The sequence below is a fragment of the Streptococcus oralis subsp. oralis genome, assembly GCF_002096595.1.
GTDB classification, from domain to species: Bacteria; Bacillota; Bacilli; order Lactobacillales; family Streptococcaceae; genus Streptococcus; species Streptococcus oralis_D.
In genome coordinates, this window is record NZ_NCUR01000010.1 from 738,215 (window position 1) to 759,030 (window position 20,816).

Genomic DNA, 20,816 nt, shown 5'->3' on the forward strand with positions numbered 1-20,816 from the left:
AGCAATACTCTGCAAAATGTTTAAACTTTATCATTGTAAAAAATATCGAAAGAAATCCCATATTACATTAGTATATATTTGGTATGGGATGAAATTGACTTTCGAAAATATTAACTATATAATATCTGTAAACAAGAAATAATGAGGTAACGATATGAATAAAACAGAATTACTATTACAAAGACTAGATGATATTGGTCAGTCTCTAAAAGATTCTAGACAAGCACTAGCTTTGCTGGCACTTGGTTCTTGCGGAGCAGAAAGAGAACGATTGGATCAGTACTCCGATTTGGATTTCTTTGTTATTGTAAAAGATGGCTACAAGCAGGCCTATATCCAGGACCTAACCTGGTTAAGTAATCTAGAACCAATTGCATTTCACTACCAAAATACAGTGGACGGACATAAAGTTCTATTTGAAGATGATGTTTTTTGTGAATTTGCTATCTTTGAAGCTCACGAACTAGTAAACATTCCCTTCGCTGAAGGCAAAATTATCTGGAAGGAGGTCGGTTTTGATGGAACAATCTGCCAGCCACAAAGATTGCCATCAAAAGAAAATAGAGATCGTGAATGGCTGTTGGGAGAAATTTTATGCAACCTATATATAGGACTAGGTCGCTATCAACGAGGGGAAAAATTGGCTGCTTATGATTTCATCCAAAACAGATCTGTCAAGCTCTGGACTGAACTAATCAATTTGGAAAAAACTTCTAAATCTAATTTTATAGATATTTTTAACAGCAACAGAAGATTTGAAAAAGGTTATCCAAATGAGGCCAAACAATTGCCTCACTTCTTGCAAGGTTACGAACGAATTTCTGAATCTGCTCAGGCACTCCTAGAATATCTTGATAAACACTATCCTCTTAACGCATTTATAAAAGAAAAAATTCGTAATTTATTATAAAAGAGACTTTCCAAAAAATGATCTAAATCCCAAAAGTTAGGTATCTTTGTCAACTATAATGGATTAATGAAATTTTAAAACCTGTAGAGGATAATCAATGTCCTCTCCTTTCTTATATTCAGAGTGAGAAAGATTTATTTCTTAAAGTTGCCAAAGTTATCAAATCCAAAGATATTGTATTTGATTGGTTTGGTTTAATCAGAACCTAAAAAGCACTTCTAAGGTTACTTCTTTAGTTGATCTTAGAGGTTACTTTAGTTATTGGACTGCTGGGCGCAGTATGATATAATAGAAACATGAAATTAAAAACTACTTTGGGCCTCCTAGCTGGGCGTTCTTCCCACTTCGTTTTAAGCCGTCTTGGCCGCGGAAGTACGCTCCCAGGAAAACTCGCCCTTCAATTTGATAAAGATATTTTACAAAACCTAGCTAAGAACTACGAGATTGTCGTGGTCACTGGAACCAACGGGAAAACCCTGACAACTGCCCTCACTGTCGGCATTTTAAAAGAGGTTTATGGTCAGGTTCTGACCAATCCGAGCGGTGCCAACATGATCACAGGGATAACGACAACCTTCTTGACGGCCAAATCCTCTAAAACTGGGAAAAACATTGCCGTTCTAGAAATTGACGAGGCCAGTCTTTCTCGTATCTGTGACTATATCCAGCCTAGCCTTTTTGTCATCACTAACATTTTCCGTGACCAGATGGACCGCTACGGTGAAATTTACACAACTTATAAGATGATTTTGGATGCCATCCGTAAGGTGCCTACGGCTACTGTTCTCCTCAATGGTGACAGTCCGCTTTTCTACAAGCCAGCTATTCCAAATCCTGTAGAGTATTTTGGTTTTGACTTGGAAAAAGGGCCAGCCCAACTGGCTCACTACAATACCGAAGGAATCCTCTGCCCTGACTGTCAAGGCATCCTCAAATATGAGCACAATACCTATGCCAACTTGGGTGCCTATATCTGTGAAAATTGTGGTTGCAAACGTCCTGAACTCGACTATCGTTTGACAGAACTGGTTGAGTTGACCAACAATCGCTCCCGCTTTGTCATTGACGGCCAGGAATACGGCATTCAAATCGGTGGACTTTACAACATCTACAATGCCCTTGCTGCGGTCGCTATTGCCCGTTTCCTCGGTGCCGATTCACAACTCATCAAGCAGGGATTTGACAAGAGCCGTGCTGTCTTTGGACGCCAGGAGACCTTCCATATCGGTGACAAGGAATGTACTCTCGTCTTGATTAAAAATCCAGTCGGTGCGACCCAAGCTATCGAGATGATCAAACTAGCCCCTTATCCATTTAGCCTATCTGTCCTTCTCAACGCCAACTATGCTGATGGGATTGATACTAGCTGGATTTGGGATGCTGACTTTGAACAAATCACTGACATGGACATTCCAGAAATAAACGCTGGCGGTGTTCGTCATTCTGAAATCGCACGTCGTCTACGAGTGACAGGCTATCCAGCTGAGAAAATCACTGAAACAAGCAATCTAGAGCAAGTTCTCAAGACCATTGAGAACCAAGACTGCAAGCATGCCTATATCCTGGCTACCTATACTGCTATGCTGGAATTCCGTGAACTGCTGGCTAGTCGTCAGATTGTTAGAAAGGAGATGAACTGATGGTTTATACTTCACTTTCCTCAAAAGCTAGCAACTACCCTTATCAGCTCAACATCGCCCACCTCTATGGAAACCTCATGAATACCTACGGGGACAATGGAAACATCCTCATGCTCAAGTATGTGGCTGAAAAACTGGGGGCACATGTGACGGTTGACATCGTTTCTCTCCATGATGACTTTGACGAAAATCACTACGATATCGCCTTTTTCGGTGGCGGCCAAGACTTTGAACAAAGCATCATCGCAGGCGACCTTCCTGCTAAAAAAGAGAGCATTGACAACTACATCCAAAACGACGGAGTGGTTCTCGCTATCTGCGGTGGTTTCCAACTATTGGGTCAATATTATGTTGAAGCTTCAGGGAAACGCATCGAAGGGCTAGGGGTCATGGGCCACTATACCCTCAACCAAACCAATAACCGCTTTATCGGTGACATCAAAATTCACAATGAAGATTTTGATGAAACCTACTATGGCTTTGAAAATCACCAGGGACGTACCTTCCTCTCAGATGACCAAAAACCGCTGGGACAGGTGGTCTATGGAAATGGAAATAACGAAGAAAAAATCGGCGAAGGGGTTCATTATAAGAATGTCTTTGGTTCCTACTTCCACGGACCTATCCTCTCTCGTAATGCCAATCTAGCTTATCGCCTGGTTACTACTGCCCTCCGGAAAAAATACGGTCAGGACATCCAACTCCCTGCTTATGAGGACATTCTCAGTCAAGAAATCGCTGAAGAATACAGCGACGTGAAAAGCAAGGCTGACTTTTCTTAAACTAAGGAAAATTAGATAAAAGAACTCCGCTATCCTTTCGGAGTTCTTTTTGCCTGTTCTTTTACCCTTCTCCCTTGCATTTTCTCTCATTTTTTGCCAAAATAGAGGGGTAGAAAGAAGGTAGCATATGTCTAAATTACAACAAATCCTAACATATCTTGAATCAGAAAAACTAGACGTCGCTGTCGTATCTGACCCCGTCACTATCAATTACCTCACTGGCTTTTACAGTGATCCCCATGAACGCCAAATGTTCCTCTTTGTTTTAGCGGATCAGGAACCTCTCCTCTTTGTCCCAGCCCTTGAGGTTGAGCGTGCAAGCAGCACTGTCTCTTTCCCAGTTGTGGGCTATGTGGATTCTGAAAATCCATGGCAAAAAATCAAAAACGCTCTTCCACAGCTTGATTTCAAACGTGTCGCTGTTGAGTTTGACAATCTCATCTTGACAAAGTATCATGGTTTGAAAACAGTCTTTGAAACTGCTGAGTTTGAAAACCTCACTCCTCGCATCCAACGCATGCGCCTCATCAAATCAGCTGACGAAGTGCAAAAAATGATGGTTGCAGGTCTCTATGCTGATAAGGCTGTTAAGGTTGGTTTTGACAATATTTCTCTTGATAAAACTGAGACAGATATCATTGCGCAAATCGACTTTGCCATGAAACGTGAAGGCTATGAAATGAGTTTTGATACCATGGTCTTGACTGGCGAGAATGCTGCAAATCCACACGGAATTCCTGGTGCAAACAAGGTTGAAAAGGACGCCCTTCTCCTCTTTGACCTCGGTGTTATGGTCAATGGTTACGCCTCAGATATGACTCGTACGGTCGCTATCGGCAAACCAGACCAATTCAAAAAAGATATTTACAACTTGACCCTTGAAGCCCAACAAGCTGCCCTTGACTTTATCAAACCTGGTGTGACTGCTCATGAAGTAGACCGCGCCGCTCGTGAAGTCATCGAAAAAGCCGGTTATGGTGAGTACTTCAACCACCGTCTCGGTCACGGTATCGGTATGGATGTCCACGAATTCCCTTCTATCATGGAAGGAAACGACATGGTCATCGAAGAAGGCATGTGTTTCTCTGTTGAACCTGGTATCTATATCCCTGGTAAAGTCGGTGTTCGTATCGAAGACTGCGGTGTTGTTACCAAAGATGGCTTTGACCTCTTTACAAGCACCAGCAAAGATTTGCTTTATTTTGATTAAATATAGACAAGCAAAAAGTCAGCTATTGAAGCTGACTTTTTTATTTTATCTTCTTGACGCTCTGAAAGACTACAAACCCCACAACCATTCCCAAGGTATTTTGCAGGAAGTTTGGAAGGATTTCTGGTAAGGCTGCTGACCAGCCATTCATCAGGGTAGAACCTAGGGCGTAGCCACTTACCATGACGATAGTAGCCAAGACAAGGCCTAGCCATTGCCACTTCCCTTTAAAACCTGCAAAAAATCCTTGCAAGCCATGATTTATCAAGCTAAAAAACATCCACTGTGGATAGCCTGATAGAAGGTCAATTAGGAATCCTGCTAGTCCTCCAACGACAGCTCCTTCTTTACTGCCAAAGTAAAAAGCAGTAAAGAAAATACCTGCGTCCAAGAGAGTCAATATTCCTGTTGGCGTTCCAATTTTCAAGTAATAACCTAGGACTACTGAAAGAGCGGTTAGAAGAGATACAAGGGCGATTTTAGTTGTTTTGGTTTGCTTCATATTGTCTTACTCCATATTGATCTGCTTGTGCAATAGCACGGTAAACGAAAGCTTTCGAGCTCTCTACTGCTGGTAAAAGTTCATCACCTTTAACCAAGTGACTGGCAATGCTTGAGGCAAAGGTACATCCTGCACCAGCATTTTGGCCTTGAATGACTGGGTTTTCTAGAACAGTGAAAGTTTGTCCATCATAAAAGACATCCACTGCCTTGTCATGACTGAGGCGATTGCCTCCCTTGATAATGACTGCTGGCGCTCCTAAATCATGCAATTTCTGCGCTACAGCTTTCATGTCTTCCAATGTTTTAATTTCCTGACCAGCCAATAATTCTGCTTCAGGAAGATTTGGCGTAATCACACTGACATGAGGGAAAAAACGAATCAACTCTTGGCAGAGCTCACTAACAGCCACGTCGTGCGTTTCCTTGCAGACCAAAACGGGGTCCAATACCACAGGCACTCCTGGACGTTGCTTGATAAAGTCCAAGGCCTTCTCAGCCACACTGACAGTAGGAAGAAGGCCAATCTTAATCCCTGCAAACTCGACATCACGTAAGCTATTCAACTCATGCTGGAAAATAGTATCATCCGTAGGGAAGACTTCAAAGCCCTTTTCGGTCAAGGCCGTCAAACAAGTGACAGCTACAAAGCCATGCAAGCCGTTTAAGGTATAGGTGGCCAAATCAGCTGACAAACCACCACCACTAAAAATATCATTCCCAGAAAGGGCTAAAATACGATTATTCTTCATAACGAATCTCCTTTAAATACAAGCCATTTGGTGCCGCCGTTGGACCTGCTAGCTGCCTGTCCTTCTTCTCCAAAATCAAGTCAATCTGCTCAACTGGCATTCGATTATTTCCGATTTTGAGCAGTGTCCCCACCATATTGCGAATCTGCTTATACAAGAAACCATTTCCCGAAAAGGTAAAGGTCAAAAATTGGCCTGTCTCATCAACTGTTAGACTTGCTTCTGTGATGGTACGAACCTTGTCCTCTACACTGGTTCCAGATGCTGTAAAACCGGTGAAATCATGAGTTCCCTCTAGCTTTTTGATTGCCATCTGCATCCGCTCTACATCAAGCGGATAGGGAAAGTGAGTAGCGTAGTGACGACGCATAGGATTTTTGGGACGTCCTCTATCCACGATAAACTCATAGGTCTTGCTGTGTTTGGCATAACGGCAATGAAAATCATCGGCCACAATCTCAATTGAAATCACATCAATATCTTCTGGAGACTGGGTATCCAGAGCAAAACGGAGTTTTTCCTCATCCATCTGATAGGGCAGATCAAAATGAATGACCTGTCCCAGAGCATGGACCCCACTATCCGTCCTACCAGCACCGTGTACAGCGATGGCTTGCCCCTTATTGAGTCTCGTTAAGGTTTTTTCGATTTCCTCTTGAACGCTCCGCACATGAGGCTGGCGCTGAAAACCAGCAAAGGCATAACCATCATAGGAAATGATTGCTTTATATCTTGTCATAACTTCTATTTTATCAGGAAATAAAAGTGTAAACAAGTTTAAAAACCAAAAATTGTATGGGTACAAAATTCCCAGAAAGAAAAACTTAGGAAATTAATCCTAAGCTCTCTTTTGAAGTGCGTACATAACAAAGATAGAAGTGACAATCAACCAACATCCTAAAATGGTGAAGACCAACATACCATTTTGAGTCACCAAGCCAATCGCCCCAAGAATGAAAGGTGTCGTAAAGGCTCCAAAGCTGCATCCTAGCACTGCAAAAGATGTTGCCTGATTAAGGAGCTTGGCTGGGATTCTTTCAGAAAGAAGCTGAAAGACAGTGGTCAAGGCCACACTGTAGGAAAAACCTGCCACAACACTTCCAACTACCATCACACCCAATGACGGAGACAAGGCAATCACAATCTGCCCCAATCCAAAGGTGATACCTGACCAAAGGAGCAATCTTTCTTTAAATAGAGAGATAAAGAAAGAAAAACTCACACCTGCCAAGATACCAATCAACTGCATAATACTTAAGACCAAGCTCGATAACTGGGCATCCCCTAGACCTCTTTCCACCATCAGACTAGGAATACGAATGGTGATAGCTGTGTTGGTGCAGACAACAACTGCTGCTTCGACAGCCAATAGAAAAATTAATCCTTTCATCTTTCCTGTCAAACGAGTCGTTTCGGTCTCTTTTTTCTTTGTTTCTTTCTTTTCTTTCCCATAAGGGACAAAGAGCAGATAAAGAATCAATACTAAAAATCCCGCACTGTAGGCCAAGAAGGTCACTGTCCATCCCAAGGATAAGAGTTGACCGACCACTAGAGTCAAAATCGACGCCCCGACAACTTCTGCTGATCCGCGAAGCCCCAACATCTGGATCCGTGTCTTTCCATGATAGCGTTCGCTGATGATGGAAATGGCCTTGGCATTGATCATCCCAACACCCAAGCCAAATAAAATCCGCATCGCAAAGACAAAGTTGTATTCCTGATACCAGAAAGGGGCAGTTCCACCAATAGAAAGGATGAGAAGTCCCAGACTAATCTGAAGACGCTCAGGAAATAACCGCTCCAAGAACCCATTTAAAACCAGCATAATCATGATCCCAAATGAAGGAAGACTGACCAGAAGCTCGATTTGTTCTTTGGGGTAGCCTTGATAGTAGTCAAACATGGCTGGCAGAGCACTTGAGATGGAAAAGGAGGTAATCAAAACGAGGGAGAGGGCCAAAATACTAGCCCGTTCTAAATATTGTTTCATGAATTTTCTTTCTATATATTTCTCACTGTTGATCCTTTTAAAAGGAAGATGGCAAGAAAAGAAGGAGCCCGATTGAACTAAAGACTCCGTCCTAACTTTCCTAATAGGAAGACTATTTTCGCTTGATTTGCTTGATCAGATAGAAGATGAAGCCTGCAACCATATAGGCCGCAAAAATGATCAAACACCATTTGATAACCACGTCCCAACCCTTGTTCACATTTAAAAAGAAATAAGGGAAGGGATTGTCCTTGGAATTCGGAATATTGAGTTTTAAGACCAAGCCATTAAACAAGGCAAAAATCATATAAACCAAGGGCAAGATGGTCCACAAGACTGGATCCCAGATCTTGTATTGACCCCGTTTATCAAAGAAGAGGGTGTCGGCTAAAAACCAGAGTGGAACGATATAGTGGCAAAGGAAATTTTCCACACGGTAAAAGTCTGTCGCGATCGGAGCAAGCATAAAATGGTAAATCACACAGGTAATCATGATACTCATGGTAACACCACCCTTGAGACGAAGCAAGGTCGGACTTTGCCAATTTTCACCTGAACGGCTCATCACACGGAGCAGATAGCCCGTGAAAATCGTTACCAAAAGATTGGACAACACTGTGTAGTAAAGGAGCATACCAAAGCCACCGTGCTTGGTAATTTCTAAATAAACCCCTGTAAATGCCGCTAAAAACAAGAGCACACGACTATAAAAGATAAATTTATAATTCAGTTTCATGGCTAGATTTTCTTAACAAATTCTGACTTGAGTTTCATAGCTCCAAAACCATCAATCTTACAGTCGATGTTGTGGTCACCTTCTACGATACGGATATTTTTAACACGAGTTCCTTGTTTCAAATCCTTTGGCGCACCTTTTACTTTCAAATCCTTGATTAAGGTCACAGTATCGCCGTCAGCCAATTTATTTCCATTGGCATCGATAGCAACAACACCTTCTTCTACTTCTGCAACTTCTGCAGGATTCCACTCATAGGCACACTCTGGGCAGACCAAGAGACTTCCGTCTTCGTAGACATATTCTGAATTACATTTTGGGCAATTTGGTAAGTTGTTCATAAGTCCTCCTTAAACTAACAATTATTCTTTAAAATTCATATGTTATTGAACAGCAACTATTATACCGTAAAATCCTACTTTTGACAATGTGTCCTAAGTCCAGCAAACAAAAAAATCATGCAACTGTTTACAGTTACATGACTTTTAAAAGATGATTGGTCATGGGCACTTATCAGGTACCTCATGATAAAAGGGGTAGCAACTATATTTTACAAACCAGGAGCTTGTCCAAGTTCTGCTGCAAGCATCCAAACTGTTTTCTCAAGTTCAGCCTTAGCACCAACAAAGATATCGTTTGTAACATCATCGCCTTCTTCATCAGTCACATCCAAAGCTTTTTGGAAAAGAGCGATGAGGTAGCGGTAAATCGCTAGAACACGTTCCAAGCTTTCTTCAACGTTACGGAATTCTCCTTCTTCTTCTTCGATTTCACTGTGTTGAAGGAATTCTGTCAAAGTTGAGTAAGGTTTGCCGCCAAGGGTGATCAAACGTTCGCTGATTTCGTCAAGATAGCCATCAAGGCTGTCCATGTATTCATCCATTTTTGGATGCCATACAAGGAAACCACGACCACGCATATACCAGTGAACTTGGTGAAGGGCAATGTGAGCCACATACAAGTCTGCTACTGTTTGGTTCAATACTTCCTTTGTTTTTGCCAATGCTACTGGCGCTGTTTTAGATAATGTTGTAACGTCTTTTAATGCATCTTTTTTCAATTCTACCATTTTTCTCACCTCATAATATTATTTTTGCAACCATATTTATTGATTACTATCTCAGTATACTACACCTAGTAGACAAAAGCAAGAAAATTAACCCATATTAAAAAAGTTGCAATAGACTGATAATTTAAGAAAAATATATGACCTCTATAAAGAAAGACAGTCTTAGAAGACTGTCTGGAATAACTGAGATTATTTTACAAAGTCAAGCAATGCCAAGAAGCTTTCAGCTTCAAGTGACGCACCACCAACAAGGGCACCGTCAACGTCTGGGCAAGCCATGTATGAAGCTACATTTTCAGGTTTAACAGAACCACCGTATTGAACACGAACTTTGTCCGCAACTTCTTGACCAAAGTCAGCAGCTACAACGTCACGAACGACTTTACACATTTTTTGTGCATCGTCTTGTGAAGCTGATTTACCAGTACCGATAGCCCAGATTGGCTCATAAGCGATAACGGATGCAGCAACTTGTTCAGCTGTCAATCCAGCCAATGCAGCAGATACTTGAGCACCTACAAACTCAGCAGCTTTACCAGCTTCGTAAGTTTCAAGTGATTCACCACAACAGATGATTGGAAGCATACCGTTTGCAAAGATTGCTTTTGCTTTTTTATTGATATCTTCGTCAGTTTCATGGAAGTAGTCACGACGTTCTGAGTGACCGATAACAACGTAGTCTGTACCGATTTCTTTCAAAACTTGTGGGCTAGTTTCACCAGTGAAAGCACCTGCATTTTCAAAGTAGCAGTTTTGAGCAGCAACTTTAAGGTTTGAACCTTTAGCAGCAGCAAGAACAGCTGTCAAATCAACTGCAGGAGCTGCAATACCTGCTTCAACAAGGTCTGATGAAGGAAGTTTTGATGCAACGGCTTCAACGAATGCTTTTGCTTCTTCTGGATTTTTGTTCATTTTCCAGTTACCAGCGATAAATGGTTTACGTGACATTTCACATACCTCTTTTTTCATTTTATTCACTATTATTCTATCATATTTATAAGGAGCTTGCAAACCTTACTCTAATTTTCAAGATTTTTCAAGCGACTAATCTTGCCACAAATTCATGGCATCAAGGAAATCAGCCGAAGCCTGAACTTGTTTGGGATTGTTGGCTTCTCGCTCTGCTCGTTTGGCCTCTACTTGGGCAACAGATTGAATGCCCTCATGGCGCCAATTCCGAAGGATGGCCTGAATATATTTCCAGTTTAGCTTGCCATTGAGAACGGCTTCTCGGAGAGCTTCCTTGATCAAATCCGCCTTAACTCCGTCTTCTTTGACAGTCTTAGAAAGGTCTTCGATTTCAAATGGTGTTAATAAGCGTCCCAATTCCTGCTGAAAAGTTTCAACCAGATCCTTCAACTGATTCTGCGGGTTTGGGGCAGTTGCAGATGGAGTTTGTCTATCTAGCAAGCTATCCAAGCGTTCAAAAGCCAAACTAGCATCAAAAATCAGCTCAATTTCCCCATTTAGTTCAATGGTCCGATATTGTAGCAAACCATTTTCAGTCAAATTTGAAATAGATTGGTTGACATCTGCAACCTCTTTCCCAATGATTTCAGCAATCTGACTAGGTGAAACATCTCCTAGGGCTGTGGTATTTTGTAAATAGAAAAATTGCCAGACGAGAAAATCTTCGCTGGAAGGAAAGAGTTCCTTAAAATGCAAGAGCAGGGCACTTGGTAAAACCAAGTTCCCTGATTTAAAAGCGTCAAAATATGTCATAATTCCTCTTATAGATATCCAAATGCAGCCGCATCATCCTCTACCTTTCTCCAGTCAAAAGGGGTTTCTTGATAAACTGCATAGTTTACCCAATTGCTGAAAAAGAGGGCAGCTGATGAAGACCAACAGAGACAAGGTGTCTCATTTACATCATCATTTTTAAAGTAGTTCTCTGGGATATGAGGGTCGAGTCCCGCCTCATAATCACGAAAATACTCTCTTGCCAAAGTGTCACGATCGTACTCCAAATGACCAAAACTATAAATTTCACGCAAATCTCGACTAGCCAGGATAGAAACCCCAACCTCAGGACCTTCTGACAGGATCTCCAGATTGGTCTTGTTTAAGATTTCTTCTTTTAAAATCTCAGTATGACGAGAATGAGGAGCTACATAGCGATCATCAAAACCTCTAAAAAGAAGGTGCCCTTCTTTCAAGGTGTCCTGTGGATAAATTCCTGATAGTTTCCGATCCATCTGGTGCTTTTCAACGCCATAGCGAACATATAGACCTGCTTGAGCTCCCCAACAGATATGGAGAGTTGAAAAAACATGCGTCTTGGACCATTCGATGACCTGCTTGAATTCCTCCCAGTAGTCCACCTCTTCAAAAGGCAAATGCTCGACTGGTGCTCCTGTGATAATCATTCCATCAAAAAAGTCATCCTCGACCTCTGGAAAAGTCTTATAGAAGGTTTCCATATGTTCAGCCCGGGTTGTCTTGGAACGATGTGTTTCCATATATAAGAAATCAATATCTAATTGCAAAGGGGTATTGGCCAAATGCCGTAAGAGTTGCGTTTCTGTTACCATCTTTTGAGGCATGAGATTTAAAATCAAAATCTTCAAGGGGCGAATATCCTGATGAGCGGCCCGTTGGTCGTCCATAACAAAGATATTTTCTGTCCTTAAAATCTCCACAGCTGGTAATTTTTTATCAATTCGAATCGGCATAATACCCTCCTAACAGTGCTCTATTTCGGGAATGATGTTGTCTGTTTGAAAGTAAAAACCTCCAAATACTTCTTCCCTTTATTATACTGTATGAAGATATAGTTTTCAATTATAGTTTTTCTCTAACTAGCTATAGTTAATTTATATAGCAGATGAAGAGAAAACAGCCCCAAGGACTGTTTTTCATTAATAATGCATAAGTACCTTGTAATCGTAATCTCCGATTTTTTCACGGCCTTTAAGCTCATCCAACTCGATCAAGAAAGCACAACCGGCTACAACTCCACCAAGTCTTTCAATCATCTCAATTGTTGCCTTGACAGTTCCACCTGTTGCCAAGAGATCATCTACGATGAGAACGCGTTGGCCTGGCTTAATTGCATCAGCATGCATGGTCAAGGTATCAATACCGTACTCCTTCTCATAGTCAGCAGAAATGACTTCACGTGGCAATTTCCCTGGTTTACGAACAGGAGCAAAGCCAATTCCCAACTCAAAAGCAACTGGGCAACCAACAATAAATCCACGAGCCTCTGGACCCACAATCATGTCAATCTTCTTGTCTGTTGCATACTGAACAATTTCACGAACAGCGTAGCTATAAGCATTTCCATCTGCCATCAAAGGGCTGATATCACGGAAGGTAATACCTTCCTTAGGATAATTTTCAATCGTTGCGATATAATCTTTTAAATTCATCTTTTTCTTTCTTTCAAAGTTTTTTACTCTCTATTATAGCATATTTTTTAAGAAAGAAAAAAGGAAAAGTTAACTTCAATAATTATCTAACGATTTGACGATTTATAACTAGCCATAGCAATAAAGCCCAATTTCTGTTTATTCTTAGCAAACATTTTATACATAGTTAAAAACTGCTTTCTATTCTCCTTTTTACAAGCATTTACGCAAATTTTCAAAGTTCCTAGCCAACCTTCGTCATAAATCATACCTGATAATTTCATTAATGTCATTTCACCAGTCAATATTTTCACATCACGATAACCTGATTCTATCATCACCTGTTCCCAACCATCTTGAGTTAAAGGACCTACATTTACATGAATTGCTTGTGACAATTCCTGTCTGACAGACTCTTTAGCTTCCTTAAGAAGCACATCATGTGTCAAAAGAAGACCTTCAGGTTTTAAAACCCTTAGATACTCCATTACACATTTTTTCTTAGCTTGATCGGCTTGCATAGTCAGCATAGCTTCATTTATAACAATATCAAAACTAGCATCTCCATAAGGAAGTTTCATTGCATTTGCTCTTTCAAATCTAATCAAATGACCAACACCTGCCATTTCAGCAGATTTTTTAGCCACTTCTAAGGCTTGTCCATCCATATCAACAGCAGTTATCTTACAACCAAAACGCTGTGCCAACTCAATTGCTGTAGTTCCCCTATTGCACGCAACTTCTAGTATTCTCTTTTCTTTTGAAAATCCTCCTTCCGCAATTAACCAATCTGTAGCACGTTTTCCACCTGGACGTAAGCGTTTTTTCCCCAGTTTTGCTAAAAACTTATGACCTGCTTCTGACATTTGAACACCTCTATTTTTTCTTCATTATAACATAAAATTATATTATCTGACAATTCTAATCTATTATTTGATAAACTAGAATCAAAAGCATACAAGCTGCCATGACTATAGCATAAATCTATTAATCACCTCTCTAGTTCGAATTCAATTGCTCACGTAGTTTACGCATATAGGTTACGACTACATATTTGTACTTTAGAGTTGCTGGCCTCCTTATCTGCTATATACGCTTTACTATCACGTGCCTATTCGTATAGCCAAGATTTCTCTATCTCTTTCTCTGCCGATTCTTGTTTCCAACATCAGACTTAAACAGTCTATCCTAATGCCGTTAGATCAGGCACTCACAATAGTCAGGCTTGGGAATCACTTTTGGGTTTACTAGTATATGGTACCCACAGAGGACTTACACCTCAGATGAACGGAATGCCCGTTGTACCTAAAAAACGAGCACATTCGTACTCGTTTTTAAAAATCTGTTAATTAAAGTGAGTTTACGTCAACCTTGATACCAACACCTTGAGTAGTTGTGATAGTCAAGTTTGTTACGTAAGTTCCTTTAGCTGTAGCTGGTTTTGCTTTTTGGATTGTTTCGTTGAAAGCTTTGAAGTTTTCAACCAATTTTTCAGCTTCAAATGATACTTTACCGATGATTGCTTGAACGTTACCTGCACGGTCTGCACGGTAAGTAATTTTACCACCTTTAGACTCTTCAACTGCTTTAGCAACATCCATTGTTACAGTACCAGTTTTAGGGTTTGGCATCAAGTTACGTGGTCCAAGGACACGTCCAAGACGTCCAACAAGAGCCATCATGTCAGGTGTAGCGATAACTACGTCGAAGTCCAACCAACCGTCGTTGATTTTTGCAACAAGGTCATCTTCACCAACAAAGTCTGCACCAGCAGCTTTTGCTTCTTCAGCTTTTGCACCACGTGCGAAAACAAGAACGCGTGAAGTTTTACCTGTACCGTTTGGCAATACCATTGCGCCACGGATTTGTTGGTCAGCTTTTTTAACGTCGATGTTCAAGTTATAAGCAACTTCTACAGTTGCGTCAAATTTTGCAAAGTTAGTTTCTTTTGCAAGTGCTACAGCTTCTTCTACACTGTACGCTTTTGTGCTGTCGATTTTTTCAAGAGCAGCACGAAGTTGTTTGCTTTTTTTAGCCATTTTCTATTCTCCTTGTAAGTGGTTCAATCGATTTTCATCTCCCACGTCACTTCTCGAAATGATGAAGTCTTGCGGGTTATATTGGGGGTGTTATTGATTAGTCAACAACAGTGAATCCCATAGAACGAGCAGTACCTTCGATCATACGCATTGCAGACTCAATGTTTGCTGCGTTCAAATCTGGCATCTTAGTTTCTGCAATTTCTTGTACTTGTGCACGAGTAACTGTAGCAACTTTAGTTTTGTTAGGTGTACCTGATCCTTTTTCAACACCTGCAGCTTTTTTCAAAAGAACAGCAGCTGGTGGTGTTTTTGTTACGAAAGTAAATGATTTGTCTTCGTATACTGAGATAACAACTGGAATGATCATACCAGCTTGGTCAGCTGTACGAGCGTTGAACTCTTTTGTGAATCCCATGATGTTGATACCAGCTTGACCAAGAGCAGGTCCAACTGGTGGAGCTGGTGTAGCTTTACCAGCAGGGATTTGCAATTTTACAAGTTTTTCGACTTTTTTAGCCATTTTTAAATCCTCCTTTGTGGTTTTGGCGGTAATTAAAGATTTTTACCTCCCACAAGTATGCTTTACACATACCTTTCTATTATACACTATTTATCTAAAAATGCAAGAGAAAAATTACTTTTTTAATCGACGTAATCTCCGCCTTCAAAGCCATAGTACTCTTCCAAACTGAGACCACTTGCAGCAATTTCTTTGGCTTCTTTTCCGACGTAGCGAAGATGCCATTCTTCCGCCATGTAGCCAGTCTCTTTTTCCTTGCCTTTGAGATAGCGAACAACAAAGCCATAGTCAGCCGCATGATCCAAGAGCCACTGGGCCGCCTTTTCTTCAGTAACTAAATCTCCATCTGTCCCAATAAGGTCAAATGCAAGACCTGTTTGGTGTTCACTATAACCTGGGCGAGCTGAGTAGCGATCTGCTGCTTCCTTCCCGTCTTGATTCACATAGTCTTGATAAAGTTTGGTTTGGGTTTCATAACTTCTAAAACCACTGTAGTGATCGCTGATTGGGTAGCCAGCTGCTTGCATTGCTGCAATGAGCTTCAGCAACTCTGCTTTAGCTGTTGGATTTTCTCCTGGATTATAGTCTTTTGACAAAGGATAGTGCTTATTGGCTATGACGATTTCATCGTACTTCCCTTGAATACTATAGTAGTCTCCCTTATTGATAACTTCTGCCTTCTTCTGACTAGAGGCTTGAGATTTGCTCCCTACAGTTCCTTCAGGTTGACTAGTTTGTTCCGTTTTTTGAGTGTTTTCTTCATTTTTAGGTTGTTCTTGAGAACATGCTGCTAGGGTTACTGCCAGCAAACCAGATAAAACGATGTATCTTTTTTTCATTTTTTCTTCCTCTCTTATACCAAGTGCTTCTCTAATTCATCGGATAAGGCTTTAATCATTTGTTCCAACTCATGGGATTTCACTTGGCAATCTTCTGCCGCCATTTCTTCCCAGGGCACCCACCAGACTGGACCACGGCCATTCAATCCATGACCCCTCATATCACCTGATCGTCTTGGAAAGAGGTGCCAATGAGCGTGGGCATCTCCATTTCCTAGGAGTTCAATATTCATCTTTTCAGCTTTAAACGTTTTGGCGACAGCTTCTTGGACCAAACTCATTTCCTCTAGAAAACGAAGTTTTACAGAAGTCTCCATATGGTGGAGTTCTGTGACATGCTCCTTTGCTAGAAATAAGGTATAGCCCTTAAAGTATTGGTGGTCTCCAATGACAACATAGCCTGTTTCTAGTTCTTTTACAAAGTAGGGATTTTCCCCTTCCTTGATCCATTCAATTCTTTGACAAATCAAGCACATATTAGTCTACCAATGCACTCTTGAGATAGGTATCAACCATACGCTCAGTCGCTACGACCGAATCAATGTGTGTTCGTTCGTAAGAGTGACTGGATTCAATACCAGCTCCAAGGAGGGCGTGTTTGACCTCTGCTCCTGCTGACATAGCTGCTGAAGCGTCCGATCCGTAAAATGGATAGATGTCGAGCTTAAATGGAATATCTTGCTCTTTCGCCAAAGCTACCAAGTGTTGACGGAAGTCATAGTGATAGGGACCTGAAGCGTCCTTGACACAGATAGACACTGTATACTCATCCGTCTGCTGGTCATCGCCCATAGCTCCCATATCTACAGCTAGATATTCCACTACCTGAGCTGGAATATTGGAGTTTGCACCGTGACCCACCTCTTCAAAGACTGAAAAAGCAAAATGAGTTGTTACTGGCAATGCAATCCCCTCTTCCTTATAAACACGAAGAAGATTGAGCAAAATTGCTGCGCTGACCTTGTCATCCAAATGACGGGACTTGATAAAACCAGTCTCTGTCACGACAGTACGTGGATCAAAGCTGATAAAATCACCGACCTCAATACCCAAGGCGCGCGTTTCCTTTTCATTGGTCACTTTTTCGTCCAAACGCACTTCCATATTGTCCTGCGTACGTTCTGCAGTTCCCGCATCTTTGTAGACATGGCAAGATGTCTGGTGGATGAGGATAGTTCCAGATACCGTTTTACCTGTACTAGCCACATGAACCGTACAGTTCTCTCCCTCAATCATGTTCCAAGGGAAACCACCGATACGATCCAATTTGAGACGGCCATCCGGTTTGACAGCACGGACAATAGCACCCAGCGTATCCACATGGGCAGTCACATAGCGGTGTTGGTCATCATTTTGACCTTTAATAGTAACATTGACACCACCCTTAGCAGTTCGAATAGGCTGGTAACCAAGCTCTTCTAAAGTATGGACTAGGTAGTCTGAAATCTCACGAGTAAAGCCCGTTGGAGATGCAATAGCAGTTAATTCTTTGATATAGTTTACAGTTAGATTCATTTCTTCACCTCTTTCCTACCATTATAACATTTTTCTAGTCAGACTCCTTATCAAAAGGAGAAAAACTGTGTTTAGTTGCTTTCACTATCGATCCATGTTATAATACGAATACTTTGATTATGAAAGGAAAGTAAAAAATATGAAATCATACTTTAAAGTATCACTAGCCCTTGTGGCTTCACTTGTCCTCCTGCTCGGATGTTCCAAACAAGCATCAACACCTGCTAACAGCAGTAGCAAAGAAGACACAACAACTCAGTCAAGTGAGAGCAAACAAAGCAGTCAACAATCCTCTGAAAAGAAAGAAACAACTAAAACACATACCTTTGTAAACAAGAATAATTCTGGAATCACTTCTACCTTGGTTTATACTGTAGAAGGCGACAATGTTATCAAGCAATCAGCTAATAACATTGCTGATCCTGAAATCCTTGGTGCAACTCCAGAAGATGTCAAGAGTTTTATCGAAGAAAAGTACAAAGGTTATAATGGACTCAAAGGTGTTAAACAAACGATTGAAATCAAAGATGGAAAAGTTGTTCAAGATCTAGAAGTTGATTTCTCAGTTGCAAGCATTAGCGAACTTAGAAAAGCACTTCCTGAAGAATATTCTGGTATCGGCAATCGTGTCAGTTTCTCAAACTCTAAAAAAGCACTGGAAAAAATGGGATTCACAGAAAAGACGAACTAATCTCCCAAAATTTCATATAGACTAGTGTAGGTCCACCCCAAAAGTTAGAGACAACTCTAACTCTTGGGGTATTTTACTATATTCCTAACTGATGAGTCCAATAGATTCCTCCAAATCCCATAAAAAGTGCATTTAAAACTTCCCACTTTTCAATCCATAGGATAAAAGTTTTTTGAATTAGATCGAGACAAAACTTTAATCATCTGACTAGTTTCTGTTCATCGTCATGTCAGGTCAGATGAGAGGGGAGGTCTAGTTGATTTTGAAGTAGAATCATGTTATAATACAAAATATTTTGATTATGAAAGGAAATTCTATGAAAACTTATGTTAAAACTTCACTAGCCCTAGTGGCTTCACTTGTCCTCCTGCTCGGATGCTCCAAACAAGCATCAACACCTGCTAGCAGCAGTACCAAAGAAGATAAAACAACTCAGTCAAGCGAGACCAAACAAAGCAGCCAACAATCATCTGAGAAGAAAGATGAGACAAAAAACTACATTTTTGTTCACAATAGCAATCCCGGAAGAACTTCTACCTTGACATACACTGTTAAGGGGGATGATGTTGTAAAACAAGAAGTCTATAATGTTTTTGATCCTGAAATACTTGACAAGTCAGCAGAAGAGATTAAAGAACTTATCGTGAAAACTTATAAAAAGGAGGAAGGACTTAAAGGTATTACACAAAATATCGAATTCAAAGATGGAAAAGTCATCCATAGCATGGAGGTTGACATGACTGCTGTGAATCTCGAAGAGATGAAAAAAGCAATGCCAAATGAAGTTTCTGGCTCTGGAAGCCGTGTAAGTTTCCTAAAAACTAGAAAAATGCTTAAAGAGGCTGGTTATACTGAACAAACCAACTAACGAGTCGTGCTTATACAAAAAATTCTTGGTCGTTGACCAAGAATTTTTTTATTCCATCTCAAAAACATCACTCTCTTGTTTGTTTGGTAGAACCAGCGAAAGCAAGATTCCAATGATAGCAGGTACCAACCATGGGAGGGATGCCTTAGCAAAAGGCAAAGCATTCACAAGATTTTCTAGAAACTCAATTTTAAAGGAGCTTCCAAGAACACTTGCAACAGCGATTGCTGTAACAACTCCCATTGTTAGTTGCATACCCGGTTTTGATAGGGGTACAAACTTATTAACAATCACAATCATCACAATGGCAATAGTGATTGGATACAAGATTACCAGTACTGGAATGGAGTACTTGATAATCGCATCAAGCCCAAGATTTGCAATAGCAAATCCAATCAAGGTAAAGGCAGTTGCATAGACCTTGTAGCTGATTTGTGGGAAGCGACCGTTAAAGAACTCTGCTGTCGACACAATCAAACCAACTGTCGTTGTGAAGCAGGTTACAGTTACCATGACAGCAAGGAAGAGTTGAGCCGTTGAACCAAAGATTTCCTGAGTTGCTTGTGACAAGATATAAACACCTGGTGTTCCACCCTTCATCGTTTCTGCTGGTACTGGGAAATGATTTCCAAGGAATCCTAAACCAATGTAAAGAGCGCTAAAGGCAAGAGCTACAACGATACCAACCACCCAAATAGTTGAAATGTATTCTTTTTTACTTGAAAATCCAAGTTGTTTCAAGGTTTGAACTGCGATTACACTAAATGCAACGGAAGCAAGGGCATCCAGGGTATTATAGCCTTCTAGGAAACCTGTACCAAAGGCAGAAGCTTGATAGGCTTCTGAAGCTACTTGGGGACTTGTTCCACCATATTTAAAGGCACCTAGTACAACTAAGATAACGATCAACAAAGCAAAGACTGGCGTTAAAACACGTCCGATTCGATCCAAAATCTTTGATGGATTAAGTGAAATCAAATAAGCCGCTGCAAAATACAGTACGGTAAAGACAATCAATCCAAGTCCTTTATTCGCATCTGATAAAAGGGGGCTAATCCCGACTTCGTAAGCTGTTGTTGCTGTACGTGGAATGGCAAAGAAAGGGCCAATCGATAGATAGAGGACTGCAAGATAAAGAGTCGCAAACCAAGGTGAGATTTTCTTAGAAATCTCGTGAATATATCCTTTAGGGTTTAGCGTTCCAATAATAAGTGTCAAGACAGCAATACCGACACCTGAAAAGACAAAACCTGCGATGGCAGGAAGAAACTGTTCTCCAGATAGGGCACCTAGAGAAGGCGGAAAGATCAAGTTCCCCGCACCAAAAAATATTCCAAACAGGAGCAAGCCTGTTAGGGCACCTTTTTTAGCCATAAAAATCTCCTTCATATTTCTAAA

24 protein-coding genes are annotated in these 20,816 nt (G+C 40.9%); 6 read left to right on the forward strand and 18 right to left on the reverse strand.

All coding sequences use genetic code 11. The features are described 5' to 3' along the window. Positions 1-154 precede the first annotated feature (154 nt). The 4 genes from B7714_RS08010 to B7714_RS08025 all read left to right on the forward strand — a co-directional run bounded on the left by B7714_RS08010 (position 155) and on the right by B7714_RS08025 (position 4,542). Positions 155-910, forward strand: a complete 756-nt coding sequence (locus B7714_RS08010) for a hypothetical protein (protein WP_084860175.1) — start codon at positions 155-157, stop codon at positions 908-910. Between the two features lie 296 nt (positions 911-1,206). Then, positions 1,207-2,550, forward strand: coding sequence for a lipid II isoglutaminyl synthase subunit MurT (gene murT / locus B7714_RS08015; RefSeq protein WP_084860176.1), 1,344 nt, complete (start codon positions 1,207-1,209; stop codon positions 2,548-2,550). After that, positions 2,550-3,332, forward strand: a complete 783-nt coding sequence (gene gatD / locus B7714_RS08020) for a lipid II isoglutaminyl synthase subunit GatD (protein WP_049477946.1) — start codon at positions 2,550-2,552, stop codon at positions 3,330-3,332. The genes murT and gatD overlap by 1 nt, the downstream gene beginning before the upstream one ends. Positions 3,333-3,459: 127 nt before the next feature. Then, on the forward strand, positions 3,460-4,542 hold the full coding sequence (locus B7714_RS08025) for a M24 family metallopeptidase (protein ID WP_084860177.1): 1,083 nt from the start codon (positions 3,460-3,462) through the stop codon (positions 4,540-4,542). 40 nt (positions 4,543-4,582) lie between these two features. On the opposite strand, the gene B7714_RS08030 is transcribed toward B7714_RS08025, so the two are convergent. From B7714_RS08030 to B7714_RS08110, 17 genes are all read right to left on the reverse strand, one after another. Further along, on the reverse strand, positions 4,583-5,044 hold the full coding sequence (locus B7714_RS08030) for an ECF transporter S component (RefSeq protein ID WP_061587706.1): 462 nt from the start codon (positions 5,042-5,044) through the stop codon (positions 4,583-4,585). Continuing rightward, positions 5,022-5,795: a bifunctional hydroxymethylpyrimidine kinase/phosphomethylpyrimidine kinase gene (locus B7714_RS08035; RefSeq protein WP_084860178.1), complete on the reverse strand. Its 774-nt coding sequence runs from the start codon at positions 5,793-5,795 to the stop codon at positions 5,022-5,024. Before B7714_RS08035 ends, B7714_RS08030 begins: the two co-directional genes overlap by 23 nt. Continuing rightward, positions 5,785-6,534: a tRNA pseudouridine(38-40) synthase TruA gene (gene truA / locus B7714_RS08040; RefSeq protein ID WP_084860179.1), complete on the reverse strand. Its 750-nt coding sequence runs from the start codon at positions 6,532-6,534 to the stop codon at positions 5,785-5,787. The genes B7714_RS08035 and truA overlap by 11 nt, the downstream gene beginning before the upstream one ends. Before the next feature lie 99 nt (positions 6,535-6,633). Continuing rightward, positions 6,634-7,785 (reverse strand): MFS transporter, encoded by a 1,152-nt coding sequence (locus B7714_RS08045; RefSeq protein WP_000816259.1) that lies wholly within the window; start codon positions 7,783-7,785, stop codon positions 6,634-6,636. Positions 7,786-7,897: 112 nt separating this feature from the next. Further along, positions 7,898-8,521, reverse strand: coding sequence for a Pr6Pr family membrane protein (locus B7714_RS08050; protein ID WP_000775204.1), 624 nt, complete (start codon positions 8,519-8,521; stop codon positions 7,898-7,900). A gap of 2 nt (positions 8,522-8,523) precedes the next feature. After that, positions 8,524-8,862 carry a zinc ribbon domain-containing protein YjdM gene (locus B7714_RS08055; protein ID WP_001061600.1) on the reverse strand — a complete coding sequence of 113 codons (339 nt, stop codon included), beginning with the start codon at positions 8,860-8,862 and terminating at the stop codon, positions 8,524-8,526. Between the two features lie 209 nt (positions 8,863-9,071). Then, positions 9,072-9,590 (reverse strand): Dps family protein, encoded by a 519-nt coding sequence (locus B7714_RS08060; protein WP_084860180.1) that lies wholly within the window; start codon positions 9,588-9,590, stop codon positions 9,072-9,074. A gap of 189 nt (positions 9,591-9,779) precedes the next feature. Next, positions 9,780-10,538 (reverse strand): triose-phosphate isomerase, encoded by a 759-nt coding sequence (tpiA, locus tag B7714_RS08065; RefSeq protein WP_000087899.1) that lies wholly within the window; start codon positions 10,536-10,538, stop codon positions 9,780-9,782. A gap of 96 nt (positions 10,539-10,634) precedes the next feature. Next, a complete protein-coding gene (locus tag B7714_RS08070; protein ID WP_084860181.1) occupies positions 10,635-11,312 on the reverse strand; it encodes a DnaD domain-containing protein in 678 nt (225 codons plus the stop codon). Between the two features lie 8 nt (positions 11,313-11,320). Beyond that, the gene (gene metA, locus B7714_RS08075) at positions 11,321-12,265 is read right to left on the reverse strand and encodes a homoserine O-acetyltransferase MetA (RefSeq protein WP_084860182.1); all 945 of its coding nucleotides are present in this window, start codon (positions 12,263-12,265) and stop codon (positions 11,321-11,323) included. 186 nt (positions 12,266-12,451) lie between these two features. Further along, the gene (locus tag B7714_RS08080; protein WP_001049316.1) at positions 12,452-12,964 is read right to left on the reverse strand and encodes an adenine phosphoribosyltransferase; all 513 of its coding nucleotides are present in this window, start codon (positions 12,962-12,964) and stop codon (positions 12,452-12,454) included. 86 nt (positions 12,965-13,050) lie between these two features. Continuing rightward, positions 13,051-13,809 (reverse strand): class I SAM-dependent methyltransferase, encoded by a 759-nt coding sequence (locus B7714_RS08085; RefSeq protein WP_084860183.1) that lies wholly within the window; start codon positions 13,807-13,809, stop codon positions 13,051-13,053. Positions 13,810-14,292: 483 nt separating this feature from the next. Beyond that, the gene (gene rplA / locus B7714_RS08090; RefSeq protein ID WP_001085675.1) at positions 14,293-14,982 is read right to left on the reverse strand and encodes a 50S ribosomal protein L1; all 690 of its coding nucleotides are present in this window, start codon (positions 14,980-14,982) and stop codon (positions 14,293-14,295) included. 97 nt (positions 14,983-15,079) lie between these two features. Beyond that, positions 15,080-15,505 carry a 50S ribosomal protein L11 gene (rplK, locus tag B7714_RS08095; RefSeq protein ID WP_001085808.1) on the reverse strand — a complete coding sequence of 142 codons (426 nt, stop codon included), beginning with the start codon at positions 15,503-15,505 and terminating at the stop codon, positions 15,080-15,082. A gap of 122 nt (positions 15,506-15,627) precedes the next feature. After that, positions 15,628-16,344: an LD-carboxypeptidase LdcB/DacB gene (gene ldcB, locus B7714_RS08100; protein WP_084860184.1), complete on the reverse strand. Its 717-nt coding sequence runs from the start codon at positions 16,342-16,344 to the stop codon at positions 15,628-15,630. A gap of 14 nt (positions 16,345-16,358) precedes the next feature. Then, a complete protein-coding gene (locus B7714_RS08105; RefSeq protein ID WP_084860185.1) occupies positions 16,359-16,820 on the reverse strand; it encodes an HIT family protein in 462 nt (153 codons plus the stop codon). 1 nt (position 16,821) lies between these two features. After that, entirely contained in the window at positions 16,822-17,859 is a 1,038-nt protein-coding gene (locus B7714_RS08110) for a M42 family metallopeptidase (RefSeq protein ID WP_084860186.1), read from the reverse strand. Positions 17,860-17,998: 139 nt separating this feature from the next. Here B7714_RS08110 and B7714_RS08115 point away from each other — a divergent pair, with 139 nt between their 5' ends. Together B7714_RS08115 and B7714_RS08120 are read left to right on the forward strand one after the other, a co-directional pair. Beyond that, on the forward strand, positions 17,999-18,550 hold the full coding sequence (locus tag B7714_RS08115) for a DUF1307 domain-containing protein (protein ID WP_084860187.1): 552 nt from the start codon (positions 17,999-18,001) through the stop codon (positions 18,548-18,550). A gap of 316 nt (positions 18,551-18,866) precedes the next feature. Further along, positions 18,867-19,418: a DUF1307 domain-containing protein gene (locus B7714_RS08120; protein ID WP_084860188.1), complete on the forward strand. Its 552-nt coding sequence runs from the start codon at positions 18,867-18,869 to the stop codon at positions 19,416-19,418. A 48-nt stretch (positions 19,419-19,466) separates the two neighbouring features. On the opposite strand, the gene brnQ is transcribed toward B7714_RS08120, so the two are convergent. Further along, entirely contained in the window at positions 19,467-20,792 is a 1,326-nt protein-coding gene (gene brnQ, locus B7714_RS08125; RefSeq protein ID WP_162284814.1) for a branched-chain amino acid transport system II carrier protein, read from the reverse strand. Between the last annotated feature and the right edge of the window lie 24 nt (positions 20,793-20,816).

What these genes read in the sequence shown, in the direction of transcription:
- B7714_RS08010 (WP_084860175.1), top strand. Translation starts at nt 155, where the DNA reads ATGAATAAAACAGAATTACTATTACAAAGACTAGATGATATTGGTCAG.
- murT (WP_084860176.1), top strand. Translation starts at nt 1,207, where the DNA reads ATGAAATTAAAAACTACTTTGGGCCTCCTAGCTGGGCGTTCTTCCCAC.
- gatD (WP_049477946.1), top strand. Translation starts at nt 2,550, where the DNA reads ATGGTTTATACTTCACTTTCCTCAAAAGCTAGCAACTACCCTTATCAG.
- B7714_RS08025 (WP_084860177.1), top strand. Translation starts at nt 3,460, where the DNA reads ATGTCTAAATTACAACAAATCCTAACATATCTTGAATCAGAAAAACTA.
- B7714_RS08030 (WP_061587706.1), bottom strand. Translation starts at nt 5,044, where the DNA reads ATGAAGCAAACCAAAACAACTAAAATCGCCCTTGTATCTCTTCTAACC.
- B7714_RS08035 (WP_084860178.1), bottom strand. Translation starts at nt 5,795, where the DNA reads ATGAAGAATAATCGTATTTTAGCCCTTTCTGGGAATGATATTTTTAGT.
- truA (WP_084860179.1), bottom strand. Translation starts at nt 6,534, where the DNA reads ATGACAAGATATAAAGCAATCATTTCCTATGATGGTTATGCCTTTGCT.
- B7714_RS08045 (WP_000816259.1), bottom strand. Translation starts at nt 7,785, where the DNA reads ATGAAACAATATTTAGAACGGGCTAGTATTTTGGCCCTCTCCCTCGTT.
- B7714_RS08050 (WP_000775204.1), bottom strand. Translation starts at nt 8,521, where the DNA reads ATGAAACTGAATTATAAATTTATCTTTTATAGTCGTGTGCTCTTGTTT.
- B7714_RS08055 (WP_001061600.1), bottom strand. Translation starts at nt 8,862, where the DNA reads ATGAACAACTTACCAAATTGCCCAAAATGTAATTCAGAATATGTCTAC.
- B7714_RS08060 (WP_084860180.1), bottom strand. Translation starts at nt 9,590, where the DNA reads ATGGTAGAATTGAAAAAAGATGCATTAAAAGACGTTACAACATTATCT.
- tpiA (WP_000087899.1), bottom strand. Translation starts at nt 10,538, where the DNA reads ATGTCACGTAAACCATTTATCGCTGGTAACTGGAAAATGAACAAAAAT.
- B7714_RS08070 (WP_084860181.1), bottom strand. Translation starts at nt 11,312, where the DNA reads ATGACATATTTTGACGCTTTTAAATCAGGGAACTTGGTTTTACCAAGT.
- metA (WP_084860182.1), bottom strand. Translation starts at nt 12,265, where the DNA reads ATGCCGATTCGAATTGATAAAAAATTACCAGCTGTGGAGATTTTAAGG.
- B7714_RS08080 (WP_001049316.1), bottom strand. Translation starts at nt 12,964, where the DNA reads ATGAATTTAAAAGATTATATCGCAACGATTGAAAATTATCCTAAGGAA.
- B7714_RS08085 (WP_084860183.1), bottom strand. Translation starts at nt 13,809, where the DNA reads ATGTCAGAAGCAGGTCATAAGTTTTTAGCAAAACTGGGGAAAAAACGC.
- rplA (WP_001085675.1), bottom strand. Translation starts at nt 14,982, where the DNA reads ATGGCTAAAAAAAGCAAACAACTTCGTGCTGCTCTTGAAAAAATCGAC.
- rplK (WP_001085808.1), bottom strand. Translation starts at nt 15,505, where the DNA reads ATGGCTAAAAAAGTCGAAAAACTTGTAAAATTGCAAATCCCTGCTGGT.
- ldcB (WP_084860184.1), bottom strand. Translation starts at nt 16,344, where the DNA reads ATGAAAAAAAGATACATCGTTTTATCTGGTTTGCTGGCAGTAACCCTA.
- B7714_RS08105 (WP_084860185.1), bottom strand. Translation starts at nt 16,820, where the DNA reads ATGTGCTTGATTTGTCAAAGAATTGAATGGATCAAGGAAGGGGAAAAT.
- B7714_RS08110 (WP_084860186.1), bottom strand. Translation starts at nt 17,859, where the DNA reads ATGAATCTAACTGTAAACTATATCAAAGAATTAACTGCTATTGCATCT.
- B7714_RS08115 (WP_084860187.1), top strand. Translation starts at nt 17,999, where the DNA reads ATGAAATCATACTTTAAAGTATCACTAGCCCTTGTGGCTTCACTTGTC.
- B7714_RS08120 (WP_084860188.1), top strand. Translation starts at nt 18,867, where the DNA reads ATGAAAACTTATGTTAAAACTTCACTAGCCCTAGTGGCTTCACTTGTC.
- brnQ (WP_162284814.1), bottom strand. Translation starts at nt 20,792, where the DNA reads ATGGCTAAAAAAGGTGCCCTAACAGGCTTGCTCCTGTTTGGAATATTT.